The following is a 16,771-nucleotide window of genomic DNA, read 5'->3' as shown; positions in this document are numbered from 1 at the left end:
TCTTAGGGTAAGAATTACTTAAATATAAGAAAAAAATAACAAGTAAATTCCTACGATTTTATTGCTTTAAGAAAATACAATCAAATCAAGAACGTTTTCTTCTAATTCTCATTAAGATTAATACTGCAGTAATTGTAATAGCAGATAGTATTAATGCACTGGTAATATTTCCATATATAAAATATCCAGTAGCGAATAAGGCACAATAGACTAACAATACTCCTAGAAGCATTGAAGCGAGGTCAATGGTGAACTTATCAGTACTTTTATCAAGGTTAATATCGGTTTGTGATATTTTGGATTTAAAACCATTCCAACCAATACCATAAGGTTTTACTTTATTGTAAAATTTACTCAGAGTATCACTATCCGTTGGTTTAGTAATTAATGTTGCAGTAATCCAACTGATGGTAGTAAAGATCACACCAATTACTAATTCCTGATATCCTTCTAATCTCGATCCAAAAACAGCTTCGTGAGCAAATTCAAACCATAGGGCTATAACAAAAGAAACAATCATACCAGTGATTTCACTATATGCATTAATACGCCACCAAAACCATCTTAGAATAAAAATTAATCCAGTTCCAGCTCCGATTTGTAATAAGATATTAAACGTGCTTAATGCGCTTTCTAAAGCCAGCGCGATTAATGCTGCAAAAACCATTAATACTATAGTACTAAGACGACCTATATTAACTAATTTTTTTTCAGTAGCCTCAGGAGAAATGAATCGTTTGTAAAAATCAATGGCGATGTATGAAGAACCCCAATTCAAATGAGTAGAAATAGTACTCATAAAAGCAGCTACTAACGAAGCAGCAACGATACCTAATAACCCACTTGGTAGTTTGGTTAACATTGCTGGATAGGCTAAATCATGACCTATGATGCTAGAATCTACATTAGGAAATGCTTGTTGTATAGTATCTAATTCTGGAAAAACTACCAGAGATATTAAGGCTATTAATATCCAAGGCCAAGGCCTTAAAGCATAATGTGCTATATTGAATAAAAGTGTGGCTCCTATTGCATTTTTTTCGTCCTTAGCAGATAACATTCGTTGTGCAATATAGCCACCACCTCCAGGTTCAGCACCAGGATACCAAACACTCCACCATTGAACTGCCAGAGGTATTACTAATAAAGGGATTAAAGTTTTGGTATCATTAAAATCTGGTAAAAAATTAAGTTTATCCTTAACGTTAGTATGTTCCAACAGGTTTGATAAACCACCAACTTCAGGAAGATTAATTAAATAATATGCAGCGGCGATTGATCCAATCATAGCTACAATAAATTGTAAAAAATCTGTAAATATAACACCTCTTAATCCTCCCAAAGCACTATATAATACAGTGATTACTGATGCATATAATACACATTGCCAAGGCGCTAAACCGAACAAAACTCCTCCGATTTTAATAGCAGCAAGACAAACCGAAGCCATAATCATAACATTAAAAAATACGCCTAGATAAATAGCTCTAAAACCTCTAAGAAAAGCCGCTGCTTTACCACTATATCGTATCTCATAAAATTCGAGATCAGTAAGTACTTCTGATCTACGCCAAAGCTTTGCATAGACAAAAACAGTAAGCATTCCTGTAAGCAAGAAAGCCCACCAAACCCAATTCCCAGAAATTCCATTCTGTCTCACAATATCAGTTATCAGATTAGGTGTATCTGCCGAAAAAGTAGTAGCCACCATAGAAATCCCTAACAACCACCAAGGCATATTTCTTCCTGATAAGAAGAACTCTTGTGCGTTTTCTCCTGATTTCTTAGAAACGGCAATTCCAAGAATGGCAAAAATGACAAAGAAACTAAGAATGATAATCCAATCCAGTGTAGATAATGACATAAAATATAAGTTAGTTAGATTTCGTAAATCTACTATTTTTTTATCATACTTATAGGAATCAAAAAAACCTCTAAGTATATTTACTTTAGAGGTTTTAATAGATAGAAGTGTGGTTTGTGTTACTACTATTTATTTTTCAGAGTATTTGCTTGATCCTTCCAATTATCTCGTTCAATTCTTCCAGGGAAAAACTGAATCAATTCGGTAACAGTATCAATATCTTCTTTGGTGAATTTGCTAATTTGATCAAAAGTATAAATTCCAATACTATTTAATTTTTTCTCAATAAAAGGACCAACACCACTAATCAATTTCAGATCATCTTTTTGAGATTCATCTGCTGTACCAAAACTTGCAAAATTAAGCTTAGGTTTTTCATCATTTGATTCTGTTTCTGCAGGGATAACAGCTACGGGATTACTAAAAGTAGTATTCGCCTTTTTATAGTTCATACTGGCATTTCTAAGCTTTTCTTTTTCTCTTAAACATTTATCTAAGTCTGCTTTATATTTATTTTTGAGTGACCACCTTGATAAAAGCCAACCTAATAAGAAGGCTATGAATAACAATAGTAGAAGGCACCACCAATTTGCTTCGTTTAAAAAATCTAACATAGTTGTAGTTATTTAGTTTACAATTATTTCTATTCTTCTGTTTTTTGCTTTGTTTTCTTCATTGTCATTAGGAACTATCGGACTTGATTCCCCTTTGGAGTTAGCTGTGAGTCTGTTTGCAGAAATACCTTTAGAAACTAAGTATTGCTTTACATTTTTTGCTCTGACTGATCCAAAATATAGATTGTCTTTATCGCTACCAATATCATCGGTATGTCCAGTAATTATGACATTTTTATCTGGATATTTATCAAGGTAAGTTTTTAGTTCCAATGCATAATTTGTAAGGGTTGCATCGGGTTTAAATTCTTTGGAACCAAAATCTGAGTATAAAGTTTTATTTGCGATACCTTTTTCAACTTCCTTTAATCTGGAAGCATCTATTTTGTTAAAATATAAAAGGATTCCTCCATCATATGTACCGTTAGCATCATACTCGTAGTTATGTAATTTCGCTTTAGAAACAATTCGATCTCCATTGATACCAGCATTCACTAAAAGGTCTTTAATGAAATTTGCCCTTGAAACTCCATGAATTGTATCCATTTCACTTTCTGTAGAGGTTTCATAACCATAAATAACCAATTCTTGATCCTGATGTTGCCCAAGATAATTAGCAATTTTATCTTCAAAACCTTGAATACCATCTGGTATATATACCTCGAAGTCAGTATTGTTTATTTGCAAATTTTCAGGATACCTGAAAATATCAGCATTTTGATTATCCTTAGCATATAGCCCATGAGCTAGCGCTAAACTATCCTCATAAGCCTTTTTGGCTTTGGCTTCTGCTTCAGGATCAATTTGTTCTTCTACAATAGAAGATCCTTTATTTCTATCTCCGAGACACCAATTACAGGAGTAGTACCACCACATCCCCAATAAAGCGAACAAGAGAAAAATAAGGAACGAAATTAAATTTTTCATATGTTGATGATTAGTATTAGTCTTTTAAAGTTATAAAAATGTTTTTATTAAATTATTATGATTGAGATATTTATACTTGGAAAAAAGATGAATTGCAAAAATTTAAGCTGAAATACATTTTCAGAAAAAAATATTTTTTATACATTCGCAAAGAATTAAAGAAGACCATGAAAAATATTCTTGTACATCATCATCATTCTTACATCTCCGCCCAGGCGTGGTAAGTTGATATGTGTATAAGTTAATCATATATAATAACCCGTTTGAGCATTTTCAAACGGGTTTTTTGTTTTAAAGCTTGTTTCGAACTGATCAAACACAACAACTAAAAAGATAATGTCAAAAATTAAAATTGCTATTCAAAAAAGTGGAAGACTTAATCAGGATTCTGTTCAAATTCTAAAGGATTGTGGAATTTCTATTGATAATGGTAAAGATCAATTAAAAGCTGCAACAAGAAATTTTCCTATGGAAGTTATGTTTCTTAGAAATGGAGATATACCACAATATCTGCGAGATGGAGTAGTGGATATTGCTATTATTGGAGAAAATGTATTGGTAGAAAAAGGCAAAGATATCACCATTGCAGAAAGGCTAAATTTTTCTAAATGTAAAGTTTCTTTAGCCGTTCCTAAAGATGTAAAGTATACTTCTATAAAAGATCTTGATGGAAAAAGAATAGCAACCTCATATCCGAATACGGTGAAGGAATATTTAAGTAACAAAGGGATTTCTGCCGAATTACACCAGATTTCAGGATCTGTAGAGATAGCACCCAATATTGGTTTAGCAGATGCTATCTGTGATATCGTATCTAGTGGTAGTACTTTGTTTAAAAATAACCTGAAAGAAGTAGAAGTCATGCTTACTTCAGAAGCTGTATTAGCAGTTTCTCCAAATATAAGTGATGACAATAGAGAGATTCTTGAAAAATTACAATTTAGAATACAGGCAGTACTAAAGGCGAGAGCATCTAAATATGTGTTGCTTAATGCTCCTAATGATAAAATTGATCGCATTGTGGATATTCTTCCAGGAATGCGTAGTCCAACAGTATTACCACTTGCAGAAAAAGGATGGAGTTCGATACATACCGTTGTAGAGAAGAATAAGTTTTGGGATATTTTAGATGAATTAAAAGCTGAAGGAGCTGAAGGTATTTTAGTTTGCCCAATAGAAAAAATGGTGTTGTAATGTTTGATATTAAGCTTATACCAGAGAAAAATATCGAGGTTGTGTTGCCGCTGTTGCAAGAACTTAATAATAAAATACCTCTAGAAGAACTAAAATCACGGCTTCGAGAAATGATCTCTTCAGGTTATGAATGTGTTGGTGTTTATGACAAAACATTATTAGTTGGTATCTCTGGAATGTGGTTTTTGACTAAATATTATATTGGCCGTCATGTAGAACCTGATAACGTATATGTTTTACCAGAATATCAAGGAAAAGGTATTGGAAAATTGTTGATGAATTGGATTTTCGAATATGCAAAATCCAAAGGGTGCATTGCTTCTGAATTAAATGTGTATACAGGAAATAAAGCAGGACAACAGTTTTGGGAAAACCTAGGGTATGAACGTATCGCTTTCCACTATCAAAAGAAATTATGAAAAAAATATATAAACCAGAAAGAAATACCTGGTCTGAGTTGCTAAAAAGACCCACACAAACAGTTGCAGATATTGAAAATATTGTTTTAAATGTTTTTGATGAAGTGAAGACCGAAGGAAACAAAGCAATTGATCGATATACTCAAAAATTTGACAAAGTGACCCTGGATTCTATGTTAGTATCATCAGAAGAAATACAGGAAGCTCAGAATTTAGTTAGTAAAGAATTAAAGGAAGCCATTGTATTGGCAAAATCAAATATAGAAGCTTTTCATGCTGCTCAGAAAACAGATAAAATATCAGTAGATACCATTGATGGAGTTTCCTGTTGGCAAGAAAAAAGACCTATCCAGAAAGTAGGACTATATATTCCTGGAGGAACTGCTCCATTATTTTCTACAATTTTAATGCTTGCAGTACCTGCTAATATTGCAGGTTGTAAAGAAATAGTGTTGTGTTCACCACCTGATAAAGATGGAAAAATAAATCCAGCAATATTATATGCTGCGAATCTGTGTGGAGTAACGAACATTTTTAAAGTAGGAGGAATTCAAGCAATTGCAGGAATGACGTTTGGAACCGAAACAATACCTCAAGTTTATAAGATTTTTGGTCCAGGAAACCAATTTGTAACAGTGGCTAAACAGTTAGCTACAAAGTTTGGAGTTGCTATTGATATGCCTGCTGGTCCTAGTGAGTTGTTAGTTGTGGCTGATGATACGGCAAATGCTTCTTTTGTGGCTTCAGATTTACTAAGCCAAGCAGAACACGGTAAGGATAGTCAGGTAATTTTAATTACTACATCAAAAACACTACTCGAAGACGTAGAAAAAGAAATTACCAAACAATGTAATGTGTTACCAAGAAAAGAAATTGCAGAAGCGGCGATAGATAATTCTAAACTTATTTATGTCGAAAATGATGCCGAAGCAATTGAGTTGATTAATGAATATGGTCCTGAACACTTTATTGTTTGTGTAGCCGATCAAGATTTTTATGTTGATAATATAATGAATGCTGGTTCTGTTTTTATTGGAAATTATACTCCAGAAAGCGCTGGAGATTATGCTTCAGGAACTAACCATACATTGCCGACTAATGGATATGCTAAGCAGTATAGCGGCGTGAATCTGGATAGTTTTATGAAATCAATGACATTTCAGAAAATATCAGAACAAGGAATTAAAAATATAGGTAATGCTATTGAAATAATGGCTGCAGCAGAAGGTTTACAAGCTCATAAAAATGCAGTTACCTTAAGAATAGAAAGTTTAAAATAATGTATTCTCATATTAAAAAAGTAACACCATAGTGTTTTAAAATAGAATATATGGATTGTAAAAATTGTAATAGTACTTTAATAGAAAATGCTGATTTTTGTTATGGTTGTGGAGCCAAAGTGATCAGAGAACGTATTACTACGAAGAAGTTAAGAAAAGATTTTTTTAATGACGTTGTTGGATGGGATAATAAATACTTTAAAACCCTTAGAATCTTTTTTATGCATCCAGATGTTGTGGTTAAAAACTATATTGATGGAACAAGAAAGAAGTTTATAGCACCATTTACGTTTCTGGCTATTGGTGTGGGACTGATTACATTTCTCTTTAATTCTTTTTCTGAAGAATACGCGGATTTATCTTCTGCTATGATAAATGATTCTTTTTATGAGACCATGTTTAATTCTATAGAAAGAATAGATAAAGAAAAACCTGAAAGTTATTTTACTTCAGAAGAATACAATCAGAAGTATATAGAGTTCAAAAATAATCAAGTAGAGACCAATAAAAAATATAGTGAATTTACCGTAAAGTATTTCAATATCATGGTTTTGTTAACCATGCCATTATATACATATATGGCGTTTTTGACTTTTGGTAGAAAACGTTTTAATTATGCAGAACATTTAGTTATAAATTCATATATACAAGGGTTTTCAACACTATCTACATTGTTGTTTTTTGGATTGAGTTTTTTGGTAAACCCATCGCTATATCCGATTAGTATTTTGGTTACAATTTTTTACTACATGTTTACGTATAAAAAAATGTATGAGATTTCTTGGTTACGTTCATTTTTAATGTTGTTAAAGTTTTTAGGAATATTACTAATAACCGTTATAATTTTAATGATTGTAGTTTTTATAATTAGCGTAATAGTAGTAGTTGCAATTAAAATTTTGAATACCTAATTTTCTTAAATTATAATTAGTAAAAGTGACTATAAATAATAATACTAAATAGAAACAAATAGTTAATGAAAACTATGTTTGATATAAATCAATTGACAAGAGCTAATGTATTAGGTTTAAAACCTTATTCATCTGCTCGTGATGAGTATGTTTCAGATGGTTCTAAAATGATTTTTCTGGATGCAAATGAAAACCCATACGAAAATGGAGTGAATAGATATCCAGACCCTCAACAGCGTAGCCTTAAAGAAGTATTAGCCCAACAAAAAAGTGTAACTTCTTCAAACATCCTATTAGGGAATGGTAGTGACGAAGTCTTGGATCTTTTATTTAGAGCTTTTTGTGAGCCTAGTAGAGATAACATTATTACGTTACCTCCAACATATGGTATGTATAAAGTACTTGCCAATATTAATAATATTAAAGAACAAGAAGTAGTATTGAATAAAGACTTCGAGCCTAATGTTTCCAAAATTTTGGAAAAGGTAAATGAGTTTACAAAGATTATATTTTTATGTTCTCCTAATAATCCAACTGGAAATTCTTTCTCTAATGAAAAGATGATTGAAATTTTGGAAAATTTTAAAGGTTTGGTAGTAGTTGATGAAGCGTACATTGATTTTTCAACTGAACAAAGTTGGATTAATAATATAGAAAAATATCCAAATCTAGTAGTAACGCAGACATTATCTAAGGCATATGGTATGGCTGGTATCAGATTAGGACTGTGTTATGCATCGCAAGAGGTCATTTCAGTATTAAATAAGATTAAGCCACCATATAATGTAAATGAATTGACACAGCAAAAAGCATTAGAACGTGTACTTGATGTGACATCTGTTCAATCTGAGGTTGAAAATATTCTTACTGAAAGAAAAAAAATGATAGCTAATTTGAAGGATATAAAATTGATTAAAGAAGTATATAAAACAGATGCTAATTTTATATTGGTAAAAGTAGATGATGCAGACAAACGGTATAATCAATTACTTAAAGAAGGTATTGTTATTCGTAATAGGACAACTCAGCCGCTATGTGAAAATACATTGCGATTAACCATAGGAACAAGTTTAGAGAATAAAAAATTAATTGAAGCACTAAAAAGGATATGATTTTCATCCTAATACGATTATGGCTTAAAAAATAAAAAAGGTTTAATTTAAAAAGATTTCAGCATTGCTGAAATAATAGAATAATGAAAAAGAAAGTACTATTTATAGATCGTGATGGAACGATCATCAAAGAAACTGCAGACGAACAAATAGATGCGTTTGAAAAAATGATCTTTTATCCAAAAGCATTTACCTATTTAGGAAAGATTGCTAAAGAATTGGATTATGAATTAGTAATGATTACTAATCAGGATGGTTTGGGAACGGACGTGTTTCCCGAAGATACTTTCTGGCCAGTGCATAATTTTATTATGACATCTTTTGAAAATGAAGGAGTCGTTTTTGATAAAGTTTTTTTGGATAGGACATTTCCTCATGAAAATGCCAATACTCGTAAACCAGGAACAGGATTGTTGACAGCATATTTTTCTGAAGAATATGATCTTACAAATTCATTCGTAATTGGCGATCGATTGACAGATATGGAGCTGGCAAAAAACCTTGGTTCCAAAGGAATTTTTATTAACGATCATACTAATTTGGGAACAGGAGAAATTACGATCAAACAAGATGAACTAAAAGATCATATTGCTTTAGAAAGTAATGATTGGGAAAAAATCTATGACTTTTTAAAACTCAATGAACGTGTAGCAGAAATTAGTAGAAAGACGAATGAAACCGATATTTATATTAAACTAAATCTCGATGGAACTGGCAAGAGTAATATTGCCACTGGATTAGATTTTTTTGATCATATGTTGGATCAAATTTCTCGTCACGGACAGATGGATCTCGATATTAAGGTTAAAGGAGATTTGGAAGTAGATGAACATCATACTATCGAGGATACAGCAATAGCATTAGGTGAGGTTTTTAGTAATGCACTTGGAAATAAACTAGGAATAGAACGTTATGGCTTTTGTTTACCAATGGATGATTGCTTAGCCCAAGTAGCTATTGATTTTGGAGGGCGTAATTGGCTTGTTTGGGATGCCGATTTTAAAAGAGAAATGATCGGTAAAATGCCTACAGAGATGTTTTATCATTTCTTTAAATCTTTTACAGATGGTGCCAAAGCTAATCTGAATGTAAAAGCAGAAGGAATCAATGAACATCATAAAATAGAAGCTATATTTAAGGCTTTTGCCAAGGCAATTAAAGTAGCAGTAAAAAGAGATCCAGAGAAAATGATTTTGCCAAGTACAAAAGGAATGTTGTAAAACGATGGTATTGAGTACAAAACTTTTTATTTAAAAAAAAGAATACGTAATGCTTTGTACTCATAACTTAATACTCATTAATATAAATGAAAATAGTAATTATAAATTACGGAGCGGGAAATATTCAATCTATTAAGTTTGCAATTCAACGATTAGGGTATGAAGCAGTTTTAAGCGATGATCCATCAGTAATTAAAGCAGCGGATAAAGTTATTTTTCCTGGTGTAGGCGAAGCAAGTAGTGCAATGAGCAAGTTAAAAGCATCTGGATTGGATGTTTTGGTTCCTCAATTAAAACAACCTGTATTAGGAATTTGTTTAGGAATGCAGTTGATGTGTAATTATACCGAAGAAGGAGATACAAAAGGTTTGGGAATTTTTAATACAGATGTAGTACGGTTTAATAATAATGTTAAAGTACCACAGATAGGATGGAACCAGATAGAATCTTTAAAATCTCTATTATTTGATAAAGTATCAGAAAAAGAATATATCTATTTAGTTCATAGTTACTATGCACCAATAACAGAAGAAACCATTGCACAATCTACTTATGGAATTACATATAGCACAGCATTGCAGAAAGATAATTTTTATGGAACTCAGTTTCATCCAGAAAAAAGTAGCGCTATAGGTTCAAAAATTCTTGAGAACTTTCTTTCGTTATCAAACCAACAACTAAAAACCAACAACTAAACATGCGAATAATACCAGCAATAGATATCATAGACGGAAAATGTGTTCGGCTCGCTAAAGGAGATTATGACACTAAAAAAATATATAACGAAAATCCATTAGAAGTAGCTAAAGAATTTGAAGATCATGGAATTCAATATTTACATTTAGTTGATTTAGATGGAGCAAAGTCCCAACACATTGTAAATCATAAAGTGTTAGAACAAATCGCATCTAAAACAAGTTTGAAAATTGATTTCGGTGGAGGTTTAAAAACAGATGAGGATTTAAGAATAGCTTTTGATAGTGGCGCGAATCAAATTACAGGAGGTAGTATCGCTGTAAAAAAACCAGAAACTTTTAAATCATGGTTATCTCAGTTTGGGAATGATAAAATTATTCTTGGTGCAGATGCGCATAATGAAAAGATAGCGGTAAGTGGTTGGTTAGAAGAAAGTGATAAGGAATTGATTCCTTTTGTAAGAGAATATAAAAAAGAAGGTGTCTCGTATGTAATTTGTACAGATATAAGCAAAGATGGAATGCTCGAAGGACCTTCTTTTGACTTGTACAAAAAAATGCTGACAGAAATAGAAGGTATAAAACTAATCGCATCTGGTGGAATATCGACTTTTGATGAACTACCAAAACTAGCAGAAATTGGTTGTGAAGGAACTATTATTGGAAAAGCAATCTATGAAAACCGTATTAGTTTAAAGCAATTAGAAAATTACATACTAGAAAAGATATAAGGATGAGCGAAGAGGTAATTAATGAGTTTACAGAACAGATCATTTATAGATTAAATGAAAGTACTAGAATGGTGACTATTAGCTTTAATCAACTTTCTGAAAATGATATTTGGAAACGATTTAATGAATCCTCTAATAGTATAGGTAATCTTATACTGCACTTATGCGGAAATATAACACAGTATGCGATTTCATCTTTGGGAAATAAAGAAGATAAAAGAGAGCGAGATGCTGAGTTTTCTGCTCAAGAAGGTTTTTCAAAAAAAGAACTGTTGTATAAACTTACAAATATCGTTGAAGAAGCAAAAGAGGTTATACAGGATTGTACGTATAGTGAATGGATGAGAAAACGAGAGGTTCAAGGATTTAATTTCTCTGGTATTGGGATTGCTATCCATGTTACTGAGCATTATTCTTATCATACAGGACAAATTGCGTTTTGGACAAAACAATTAAAAAATAAAAGTTTAGGTTTTTATGAAGGAATCGATCTAAACACAAAAAATAAAAATAACTAATGCTTACAAAGAGAATTATTCCTTGTTTGGATATAAAAAACGGACGTACAGTAAAAGGTGTCAATTTTGTAGATCTTAGAGATGCGGGAGATCCTGTAGAGCTTGCACAAATATATTCTGAAGCAGGAGCTGATGAGTTAGTGTTTCTGGATATTTCTGCAACCGAAGAAAGAAGAAAAACACTTGCGAATTTAGTACTTAGGGTAGCAGAAAAAGTGAATATCCCCTTTACAGTAGGTGGAGGTATTTCTTCAATTGAAGATGTTGATATATTACTTCAAAATGGAGCAGATAAAGTGTCAGTAAACTCATCGGCTGTTAAAAATCCACGGTTAATCAATGATTTAGCAGGTAAATTTGGTAGCCAGTGTATTACCGTCGCTATTGATGCGAAACGAATCGATGGAGAATGGAAAGTACATTTGGTAGGAGGAAAGGTACCAACAGCACTTAATTTATTCGATTGGGCGAAAGAAGTAGAAGAAAGAGGTGCTGGAGAAATTTTATTCACGTCTATGGAAAATGATGGGACTAAAGATGGTTTTGCAAATGAAGCATTGTCTAAATTATCAGAAGAACTAAATATCCCTATAATCGCTTCAGGCGGAGCAGGAAATGTACAACACTTTGTAGATACATTTAAAGAAGGAAAAGCTGATGCTGCATTAGCCGCTAGTGTTTTTCATTTTAAAGAAATAGAAATTAAAGATTTAAAAGAGGAATTAAGAACAAATAAAATTCCTGTAAGATTATAACAATATAAATTTTTGATAAATTCAGACTGATGGATTTTTTCCTGTCACGCTGAGCTTGTCGAAGTGTATAAGAAATAGATATGAAAATAGATTTCAATAAAAATAATGATGGACTTGTTCCTGCAATTATACAAGACGCAACTACTAAGAATGTTTTGATGTTAGGTTATATGAATGAAGAGGCTTATCAAAAAACGTTAGATTCTAAAAAAGTCACTTTTTTTAGTAGAACCAAAAATCGACTTTGGACAAAAGGAGAAGAAAGTGGAAATTTTCTGAATTTGGTAAATATCAAAAATGACTGTGATCAGGATTCACTGTTGGTTATGGTTGATCCTGTAGGTCCTACCTGTCATAAAGGCTCTGATACCTGCTGGAATGAAACTAATGAGCAATCTTTTGGCTTTTTAACTGATTTAGAAAATACCATACAGAATAGAAAAGAAAATCAAGATGATGAAAAATCCTATGTAGCTTCATTATTCAGAAAAGGAATTAATAAAGTTGCTCAAAAAGTAGGAGAAGAAGCAGTAGAAGTAGTCATAGAAGCAAAAGATGATAATGAAAAACTATTCTTAGATGAAAGTGCAGATTTGCTTTTTCACTATCTAATTTTATTGCAAGCAAAGGGTTATAAGTTAAATGATATTGTAGCTGTTTTAAAATCAAGAGTTTAAAAAACACTTTTACAGAAACATATTACAATGTGTTAACAATATGTTAATGATATTTCATATTTTTGCCGCTTTTTGCGTATTGGTCGAAAATTTTATTTCATTTTGGCTAGTAACAAATAGGGTCGAAATGACACTAACATATAAACCAATAAACTTTGAAACAATATAAAACAAGATTACTATTCATTTTATTAATATTCTTAGGAGGCTTTGGGAAAATCATTTCTCAATGTAATCTAGTTCAGGAAATATCGGTGTGTGATATGACCACCGTTGATTTTGATACTGATGGTAATCCTGATGGAATCATTAATTTGTATGATGAATATACAACCGCAACAGGATTAACCATTCAGAACGGTACTTGGTCTGTTAATCCAAGATTTTCTATTTCACTCGATCCTAATACAGGAAATGTATCTTTATGGTCATTAGAACGGTCTACAGAAGTTATCAGTGATTATACGTTTGAACTTCGTAATATGGATTGCGGAGATGATGTTGCCTTAACTATTCGCCTAATTCTGGGGCCATATTCTGGAGTGGCCTTACCTCCATTTGGTATAAATAATGTAAATGTAGAGACCTGTGATACAGAACCTTTTGATCTTTATAATGCATTAATTTCTAATGATTTAATCCCGCCACCGCATCTAAATGGAGAATGGACTTATAACGGTACAAGCCCAAGTTTTATAAGCATTTCTGGATCTGAATTAATGGTGGAAATTCCATACCAACCTGGTTTGCCATTGGTTGATCAAGAAGTTTTTGAATTTACATATGAAGTTCCAGGTATATCTCCTTGTGCTCTGAGTATGGAAACTACTGTTAGGGTGTCCGTGGTGAGAGAAGTAGATGCTGGAACTGGAGCTTTTATAGAAATTTGTGAGGAAGATATTTTAGCAGGAGTATATGATTTAGATATAGATCTTAGAGATGACACATATTTAGAAGACGAAGATATAGAAGGTTTTTGGTCGTCATTTTTTGACCCAACAAACCAAATTTCTGATGTGGGAGATTCTACCATTAATATTAAAGAAATATATGAGAATATTATTGATGGCGGTAATAATTTGGATTTTGGATGTGAGAGTTTTGTGTTTAGATATACAGTGGAACAAAGATCAGGAGTTTGTATGGATCAATTTACAGATATTACTTTTAGGATTCATGAACGTCTCAAGCCGTTTCAGCAAATTAATTCGCCTGTAGAATTGTGCCCTAATAGTGGGACACAAACATTGAGACTATTCAATTTATTAGAATTTACTAACCAAAATGGAGTAGATTTTATTTATGATAATTATCGATATGTTCAATGGAGATTGGTGTCAGGACCTTCTGATTTAAATCTTAATACTACATTCGATGACCCTGATAAATATTTAGGAAGAGTATCCTATGGTAGAAATGATTCTGGTACTTATGTGTTTGAGTATGCTGTGCATCCTAGTATCAACTGTCCAAACTCTTTGTCAGAAATTTGTTTTCCATTTTCAGAACCAGATGGTATTAGGTATTGTGAACCTTATTGTTCAATACTCACTACGCAGGTAACCATTCAGATATTGGGAGTTGATTATCCTGGAGAAGATACGGATGGACTTAATTTCTGTGAGACTGAAGAAAGTGTTGATTTAAGAAGCTTGTTAAGAACCAATGGGTTTAATACAATTGTAACAACTGGTGTTTGGACAAATAATAATGGAGATGTGATTGATAACACTTTTGTGTTTCCAGAGATTGATAATCAACAAACTTTTACGTTTACATACTCAACAGCAAGTGATGATGGGTGTGCAGATAGTGCAAATTTATCCTTTACTATTTTTAAAGAAGCAAATGCAGGAGCAGGAAGTGGAACAAGCACTACATTATGTTCAGATGATCTAACCGTAACGCTTTTTGAATTATTAGAAGGTGATCCAGATACTACGGGAATTTGGACAGGTCCTTTTGGATATACTTCTATGGATCATCTAGGTGTTTTTGATGCTTCTGATGATACTTTACCAATTCTTGGTCCAGGTGATTATGTGTATACCGTTGGCGGTAATATTGGTTGTAGTGCTCAAGATCAAACAACAGTAAGTATTGCTATTGTGGAACCTATAGAAATCGGTAATGATAGAAACGAAACATTCTGTAAAATAGATGGTCGGGTTAATTTATATTCTCTATTAGATAGTGACACAGTTAGAACAGGTGTTTTTGAAGATACTGATAATACCGAAGCGCTGTCACCAGATGGAGTCTTAGAATTCGAAACGTTAACCAATGGTATTTTTAATTTTAGATATGTAGTTGTAAACGCATTACCATGTGATGAATCTTCTTTAAATGTTGCTGTACAGATTGTAGATTTACCAGAACCCAATGTGCCAGATCAAGAATTTTGTATTCTTGATGGGAAAAGATTGGATGATATTGAAGTGGATGTACTTAATTACAATTGGTATGCTAATTTAGAGAGTGATATGCCAATTATCGACAATCCATTACTTTTTGATAATCAAGTATACTATATAGCTACTGTTGATGCAGATAATTGTGAATCCGAAAGGGTAACTGTTGCAATCAATATACTTAATATGGGAGAAAGATTCTCAAATGGCGATTTATGTTCTTTAGATTTTCAAGATGGAGTTTCACCAGATGGTAATAACCAAAACGACACCTTTGATCTTTTTGTAGAAGATGAGTTTAATATTCCTGTTGCATTCCCAGATTTTGATCTAAAAATTTACAATAGATATGGAGCTACAGTCTACGAAGGCAATCGAAATACAGGAGAGTTTAGAGGCGAGAGTAATGTGTCGATTCGATTAGGAGATGATCTTCCATCTGGAACCTATTTCTACATTTTTACACCAAATTTTGAAAACAATTTTCCAATCCAAGGAAGCTTTTACCTAAGTAGATAAGCAATGAAATCACGATTAATTTTAAGTATAGCGATAGTTTTCTGCTCGGTATTATATGCGCAGCAGGAACCACAATATTCTCAATATATGTATAACATGAGTACGGTGAACCCTGCTTATGTTACTAACCAGAGTGGATTGATTTCAACAGGTTTGTTATACAGAAAGCAATGGACAGGAATTGATGGTTCGCCTGAGACAGCAAATGTTTTTGGAAATATTCCGTTGAGTGAAAAAATAGAGTTAAGTGTTAATTATGTAAATGATAGAATAGGTGAAGCAATTAGTACAAATAATAATTTCTTCAATATTGACTTTGCATATATCACTCGTATTTCTGACCAGTTTAAGCTATCCTATGGATTGAAAGCAGGAATTAACAGTTTTACACTCAATGCTTCTGGTTCTGATGTAGCAGATGATCCAGCATTTGCCGCTAATAATTCCAGTCTGCAATTAAATATAGGAGCAGGTTTGTTTTTGTTTTCTAATAATTTTTATGCAGGTATATCTTCTCCTAATTTATTACCTAATGATGTAAATATTGATGGGATAGGAGTTTCAGAATCTAAAACACATCTTTATGGAGTAACTGGCTTTGTGTTTGATGTAGTTGATGAGGTTAAATTAAAACCTTCTATGGTAATTAAGCAAGTATTAGATTCTCCGTTAACATTTGATATCTCTTTGAACTCTTTGCTTTATAATAGATTTGAGTTAGGAGTTTCTTATCGTTATGAAGATGCTTTTATTGCGTTAGCAGGTTTTAATATAACTAAAAATCTAAAGGTTGGTTATTCGTATGATTTTAGTACAAGCCAACTAAGCGGTTATAATAATGGAAGTCACGAAATTATTTTATTATATAATTTTGATTTACTCAATTTCGGTAACAAATATACATCTCCAAGATTCTACTAGATT

The 16,771-nt window shown here is 32.3% G+C and carries 16 protein-coding genes; 13 read left to right on the top strand and 3 right to left on the bottom strand.

Annotation, left to right across the window (positions count from 1 at the left end; all coding sequences use genetic code 11):
- Positions 1–85 precede the first annotated feature (85 nt).
- From QBK95_RS08735 to QBK95_RS08725, 3 genes are all read right to left on the bottom strand, one after another.
- Complete coding sequence (locus QBK95_RS08735; RefSeq protein ID WP_280932683.1) at positions 86–1,864, bottom strand: sodium:solute symporter family protein; 1,779 nt, start codon at positions 1,862–1,864, stop codon at positions 86–88.
- 125 nt (positions 1,865–1,989) lie between these two features.
- Positions 1,990–2,478, bottom strand: coding sequence for a helix-hairpin-helix domain-containing protein (locus tag QBK95_RS08730; protein ID WP_280932682.1), 489 nt, complete (start codon positions 2,476–2,478; stop codon positions 1,990–1,992).
- Between the two features lie 12 nt (positions 2,479–2,490).
- On the bottom strand, positions 2,491–3,405 hold the full coding sequence (locus tag QBK95_RS08725) for an OmpA family protein (protein WP_280932680.1): 915 nt from the start codon (positions 3,403–3,405) through the stop codon (positions 2,491–2,493).
- 336 nt (positions 3,406–3,741) lie between these two features.
- On the opposite strand from QBK95_RS08725, the gene hisG reads away from it, so the two are divergent.
- From hisG to QBK95_RS08660, 13 genes are all read left to right on the top strand, one after another.
- On the top strand, positions 3,742–4,599 hold the full coding sequence (hisG, locus tag QBK95_RS08720; protein ID WP_280932678.1) for an ATP phosphoribosyltransferase: 858 nt from the start codon (positions 3,742–3,744) through the stop codon (positions 4,597–4,599).
- A complete protein-coding gene (locus QBK95_RS08715) occupies positions 4,599–5,018 on the top strand; it encodes a GNAT family N-acetyltransferase (protein WP_280932676.1) in 420 nt (139 codons plus the stop codon). Before hisG ends, QBK95_RS08715 begins: the two co-directional genes overlap by 1 nt.
- Positions 5,015–6,298, top strand: coding sequence for a histidinol dehydrogenase (gene hisD / locus QBK95_RS08710; RefSeq protein WP_280932674.1), 1,284 nt, complete (start codon positions 5,015–5,017; stop codon positions 6,296–6,298). Before QBK95_RS08715 ends, hisD begins: the two co-directional genes overlap by 4 nt.
- Before the next feature lie 50 nt (positions 6,299–6,348).
- Positions 6,349–7,209, top strand: a complete 861-nt coding sequence (locus QBK95_RS08705; protein WP_280932672.1) for a DUF3667 domain-containing protein — start codon at positions 6,349–6,351, stop codon at positions 7,207–7,209.
- Between the two features lie 65 nt (positions 7,210–7,274).
- A complete protein-coding gene (gene hisC, locus QBK95_RS08700; RefSeq protein ID WP_280932670.1) occupies positions 7,275–8,321 on the top strand; it encodes a histidinol-phosphate transaminase in 1,047 nt (348 codons plus the stop codon).
- 83 nt (positions 8,322–8,404) lie between these two features.
- Complete coding sequence (hisB, locus tag QBK95_RS08695; RefSeq protein WP_280932669.1) at positions 8,405–9,541, top strand: bifunctional histidinol-phosphatase/imidazoleglycerol-phosphate dehydratase HisB; 1,137 nt, start codon at positions 8,405–8,407, stop codon at positions 9,539–9,541.
- Positions 9,542–9,627: 86 nt separating this feature from the next.
- The gene (hisH, locus tag QBK95_RS08690) at positions 9,628–10,236 is read left to right on the top strand and encodes an imidazole glycerol phosphate synthase subunit HisH (protein ID WP_280932667.1); all 609 of its coding nucleotides are present in this window, start codon (positions 9,628–9,630) and stop codon (positions 10,234–10,236) included.
- Between the two features lie 2 nt (positions 10,237–10,238).
- Positions 10,239–10,967, top strand: a complete 729-nt coding sequence (gene hisA / locus QBK95_RS08685; protein WP_280932665.1) for a 1-(5-phosphoribosyl)-5-[(5-phosphoribosylamino)methylideneamino]imidazole-4-carboxamide isomerase — start codon at positions 10,239–10,241, stop codon at positions 10,965–10,967.
- Between the two features lie 2 nt (positions 10,968–10,969).
- Positions 10,970–11,485 (top strand): DinB family protein, encoded by a 516-nt coding sequence (locus QBK95_RS08680; RefSeq protein WP_280932663.1) that lies wholly within the window; start codon positions 10,970–10,972, stop codon positions 11,483–11,485.
- Positions 11,485–12,240 (top strand): imidazole glycerol phosphate synthase subunit HisF, encoded by a 756-nt coding sequence (hisF, locus tag QBK95_RS08675; protein ID WP_280932660.1) that lies wholly within the window; start codon positions 11,485–11,487, stop codon positions 12,238–12,240. Before QBK95_RS08680 ends, hisF begins: the two co-directional genes overlap by 1 nt.
- Before the next feature lie 80 nt (positions 12,241–12,320).
- Positions 12,321–12,917 carry a bifunctional phosphoribosyl-AMP cyclohydrolase/phosphoribosyl-ATP diphosphatase HisIE gene (gene hisIE, locus QBK95_RS08670; protein WP_280932658.1) on the top strand — a complete coding sequence of 199 codons (597 nt, stop codon included), beginning with the start codon at positions 12,321–12,323 and terminating at the stop codon, positions 12,915–12,917.
- Between the two features lie 155 nt (positions 12,918–13,072).
- Complete coding sequence (locus QBK95_RS08665; RefSeq protein ID WP_280932656.1) at positions 13,073–15,847, top strand: T9SS type B sorting domain-containing protein; 2,775 nt, start codon at positions 13,073–13,075, stop codon at positions 15,845–15,847.
- A 3-nt stretch (positions 15,848–15,850) separates the two neighbouring features.
- On the top strand, positions 15,851–16,768 hold the full coding sequence (locus QBK95_RS08660; RefSeq protein WP_280932654.1) for a PorP/SprF family type IX secretion system membrane protein: 918 nt from the start codon (positions 15,851–15,853) through the stop codon (positions 16,766–16,768).
- The last annotated feature ends 3 nt before the right edge of the window (positions 16,769–16,771 follow it).

The sequence above is a fragment of the Aquimarina mycalae genome (assembly GCF_029906345.1).
Taxonomy (GTDB): domain Bacteria; phylum Bacteroidota; class Bacteroidia; order Flavobacteriales; family Flavobacteriaceae; genus Aquimarina.
Note: the sequence above shows the minus strand (reverse complement) of the source record. Positions and strands in the feature narration are given on the sequence as shown.

Bases quoted from the DNA above. Each gene is read 5' to 3' on its own strand.
- QBK95_RS08735 (WP_280932683.1), bottom strand. From the start codon at position 1,864: ATGTCATTATCTACACTGGATTGGATTATCATTCTTAGTTTCTTTGTC.
- QBK95_RS08660 (WP_280932654.1), top strand. From the start codon at position 15,851: ATGAAATCACGATTAATTTTAAGTATAGCGATAGTTTTCTGCTCGGTA.
- hisA (WP_280932665.1), top strand. From the start codon at position 10,239: ATGCGAATAATACCAGCAATAGATATCATAGACGGAAAATGTGTTCGG.
- hisB (WP_280932669.1), top strand. From the start codon at position 8,405: ATGAAAAAGAAAGTACTATTTATAGATCGTGATGGAACGATCATCAAA.
- QBK95_RS08705 (WP_280932672.1), top strand. From the start codon at position 6,349: ATGGATTGTAAAAATTGTAATAGTACTTTAATAGAAAATGCTGATTTT.
- QBK95_RS08730 (WP_280932682.1), bottom strand. From the start codon at position 2,478: ATGTTAGATTTTTTAAACGAAGCAAATTGGTGGTGCCTTCTACTATTG.
- QBK95_RS08680 (WP_280932663.1), top strand. From the start codon at position 10,970: ATGAGCGAAGAGGTAATTAATGAGTTTACAGAACAGATCATTTATAGA.
- hisD (WP_280932674.1), top strand. From the start codon at position 5,015: ATGAAAAAAATATATAAACCAGAAAGAAATACCTGGTCTGAGTTGCTA.
- hisC (WP_280932670.1), top strand. From the start codon at position 7,275: ATGAAAACTATGTTTGATATAAATCAATTGACAAGAGCTAATGTATTA.
- QBK95_RS08715 (WP_280932676.1), top strand. From the start codon at position 4,599: ATGTTTGATATTAAGCTTATACCAGAGAAAAATATCGAGGTTGTGTTG.
- hisH (WP_280932667.1), top strand. From the start codon at position 9,628: ATGAAAATAGTAATTATAAATTACGGAGCGGGAAATATTCAATCTATT.
- hisIE (WP_280932658.1), top strand. From the start codon at position 12,321: ATGAAAATAGATTTCAATAAAAATAATGATGGACTTGTTCCTGCAATT.
- hisG (WP_280932678.1), top strand. From the start codon at position 3,742: ATGTCAAAAATTAAAATTGCTATTCAAAAAAGTGGAAGACTTAATCAG.
- QBK95_RS08725 (WP_280932680.1), bottom strand. From the start codon at position 3,405: ATGAAAAATTTAATTTCGTTCCTTATTTTTCTCTTGTTCGCTTTATTG.
- hisF (WP_280932660.1), top strand. From the start codon at position 11,485: ATGCTTACAAAGAGAATTATTCCTTGTTTGGATATAAAAAACGGACGT.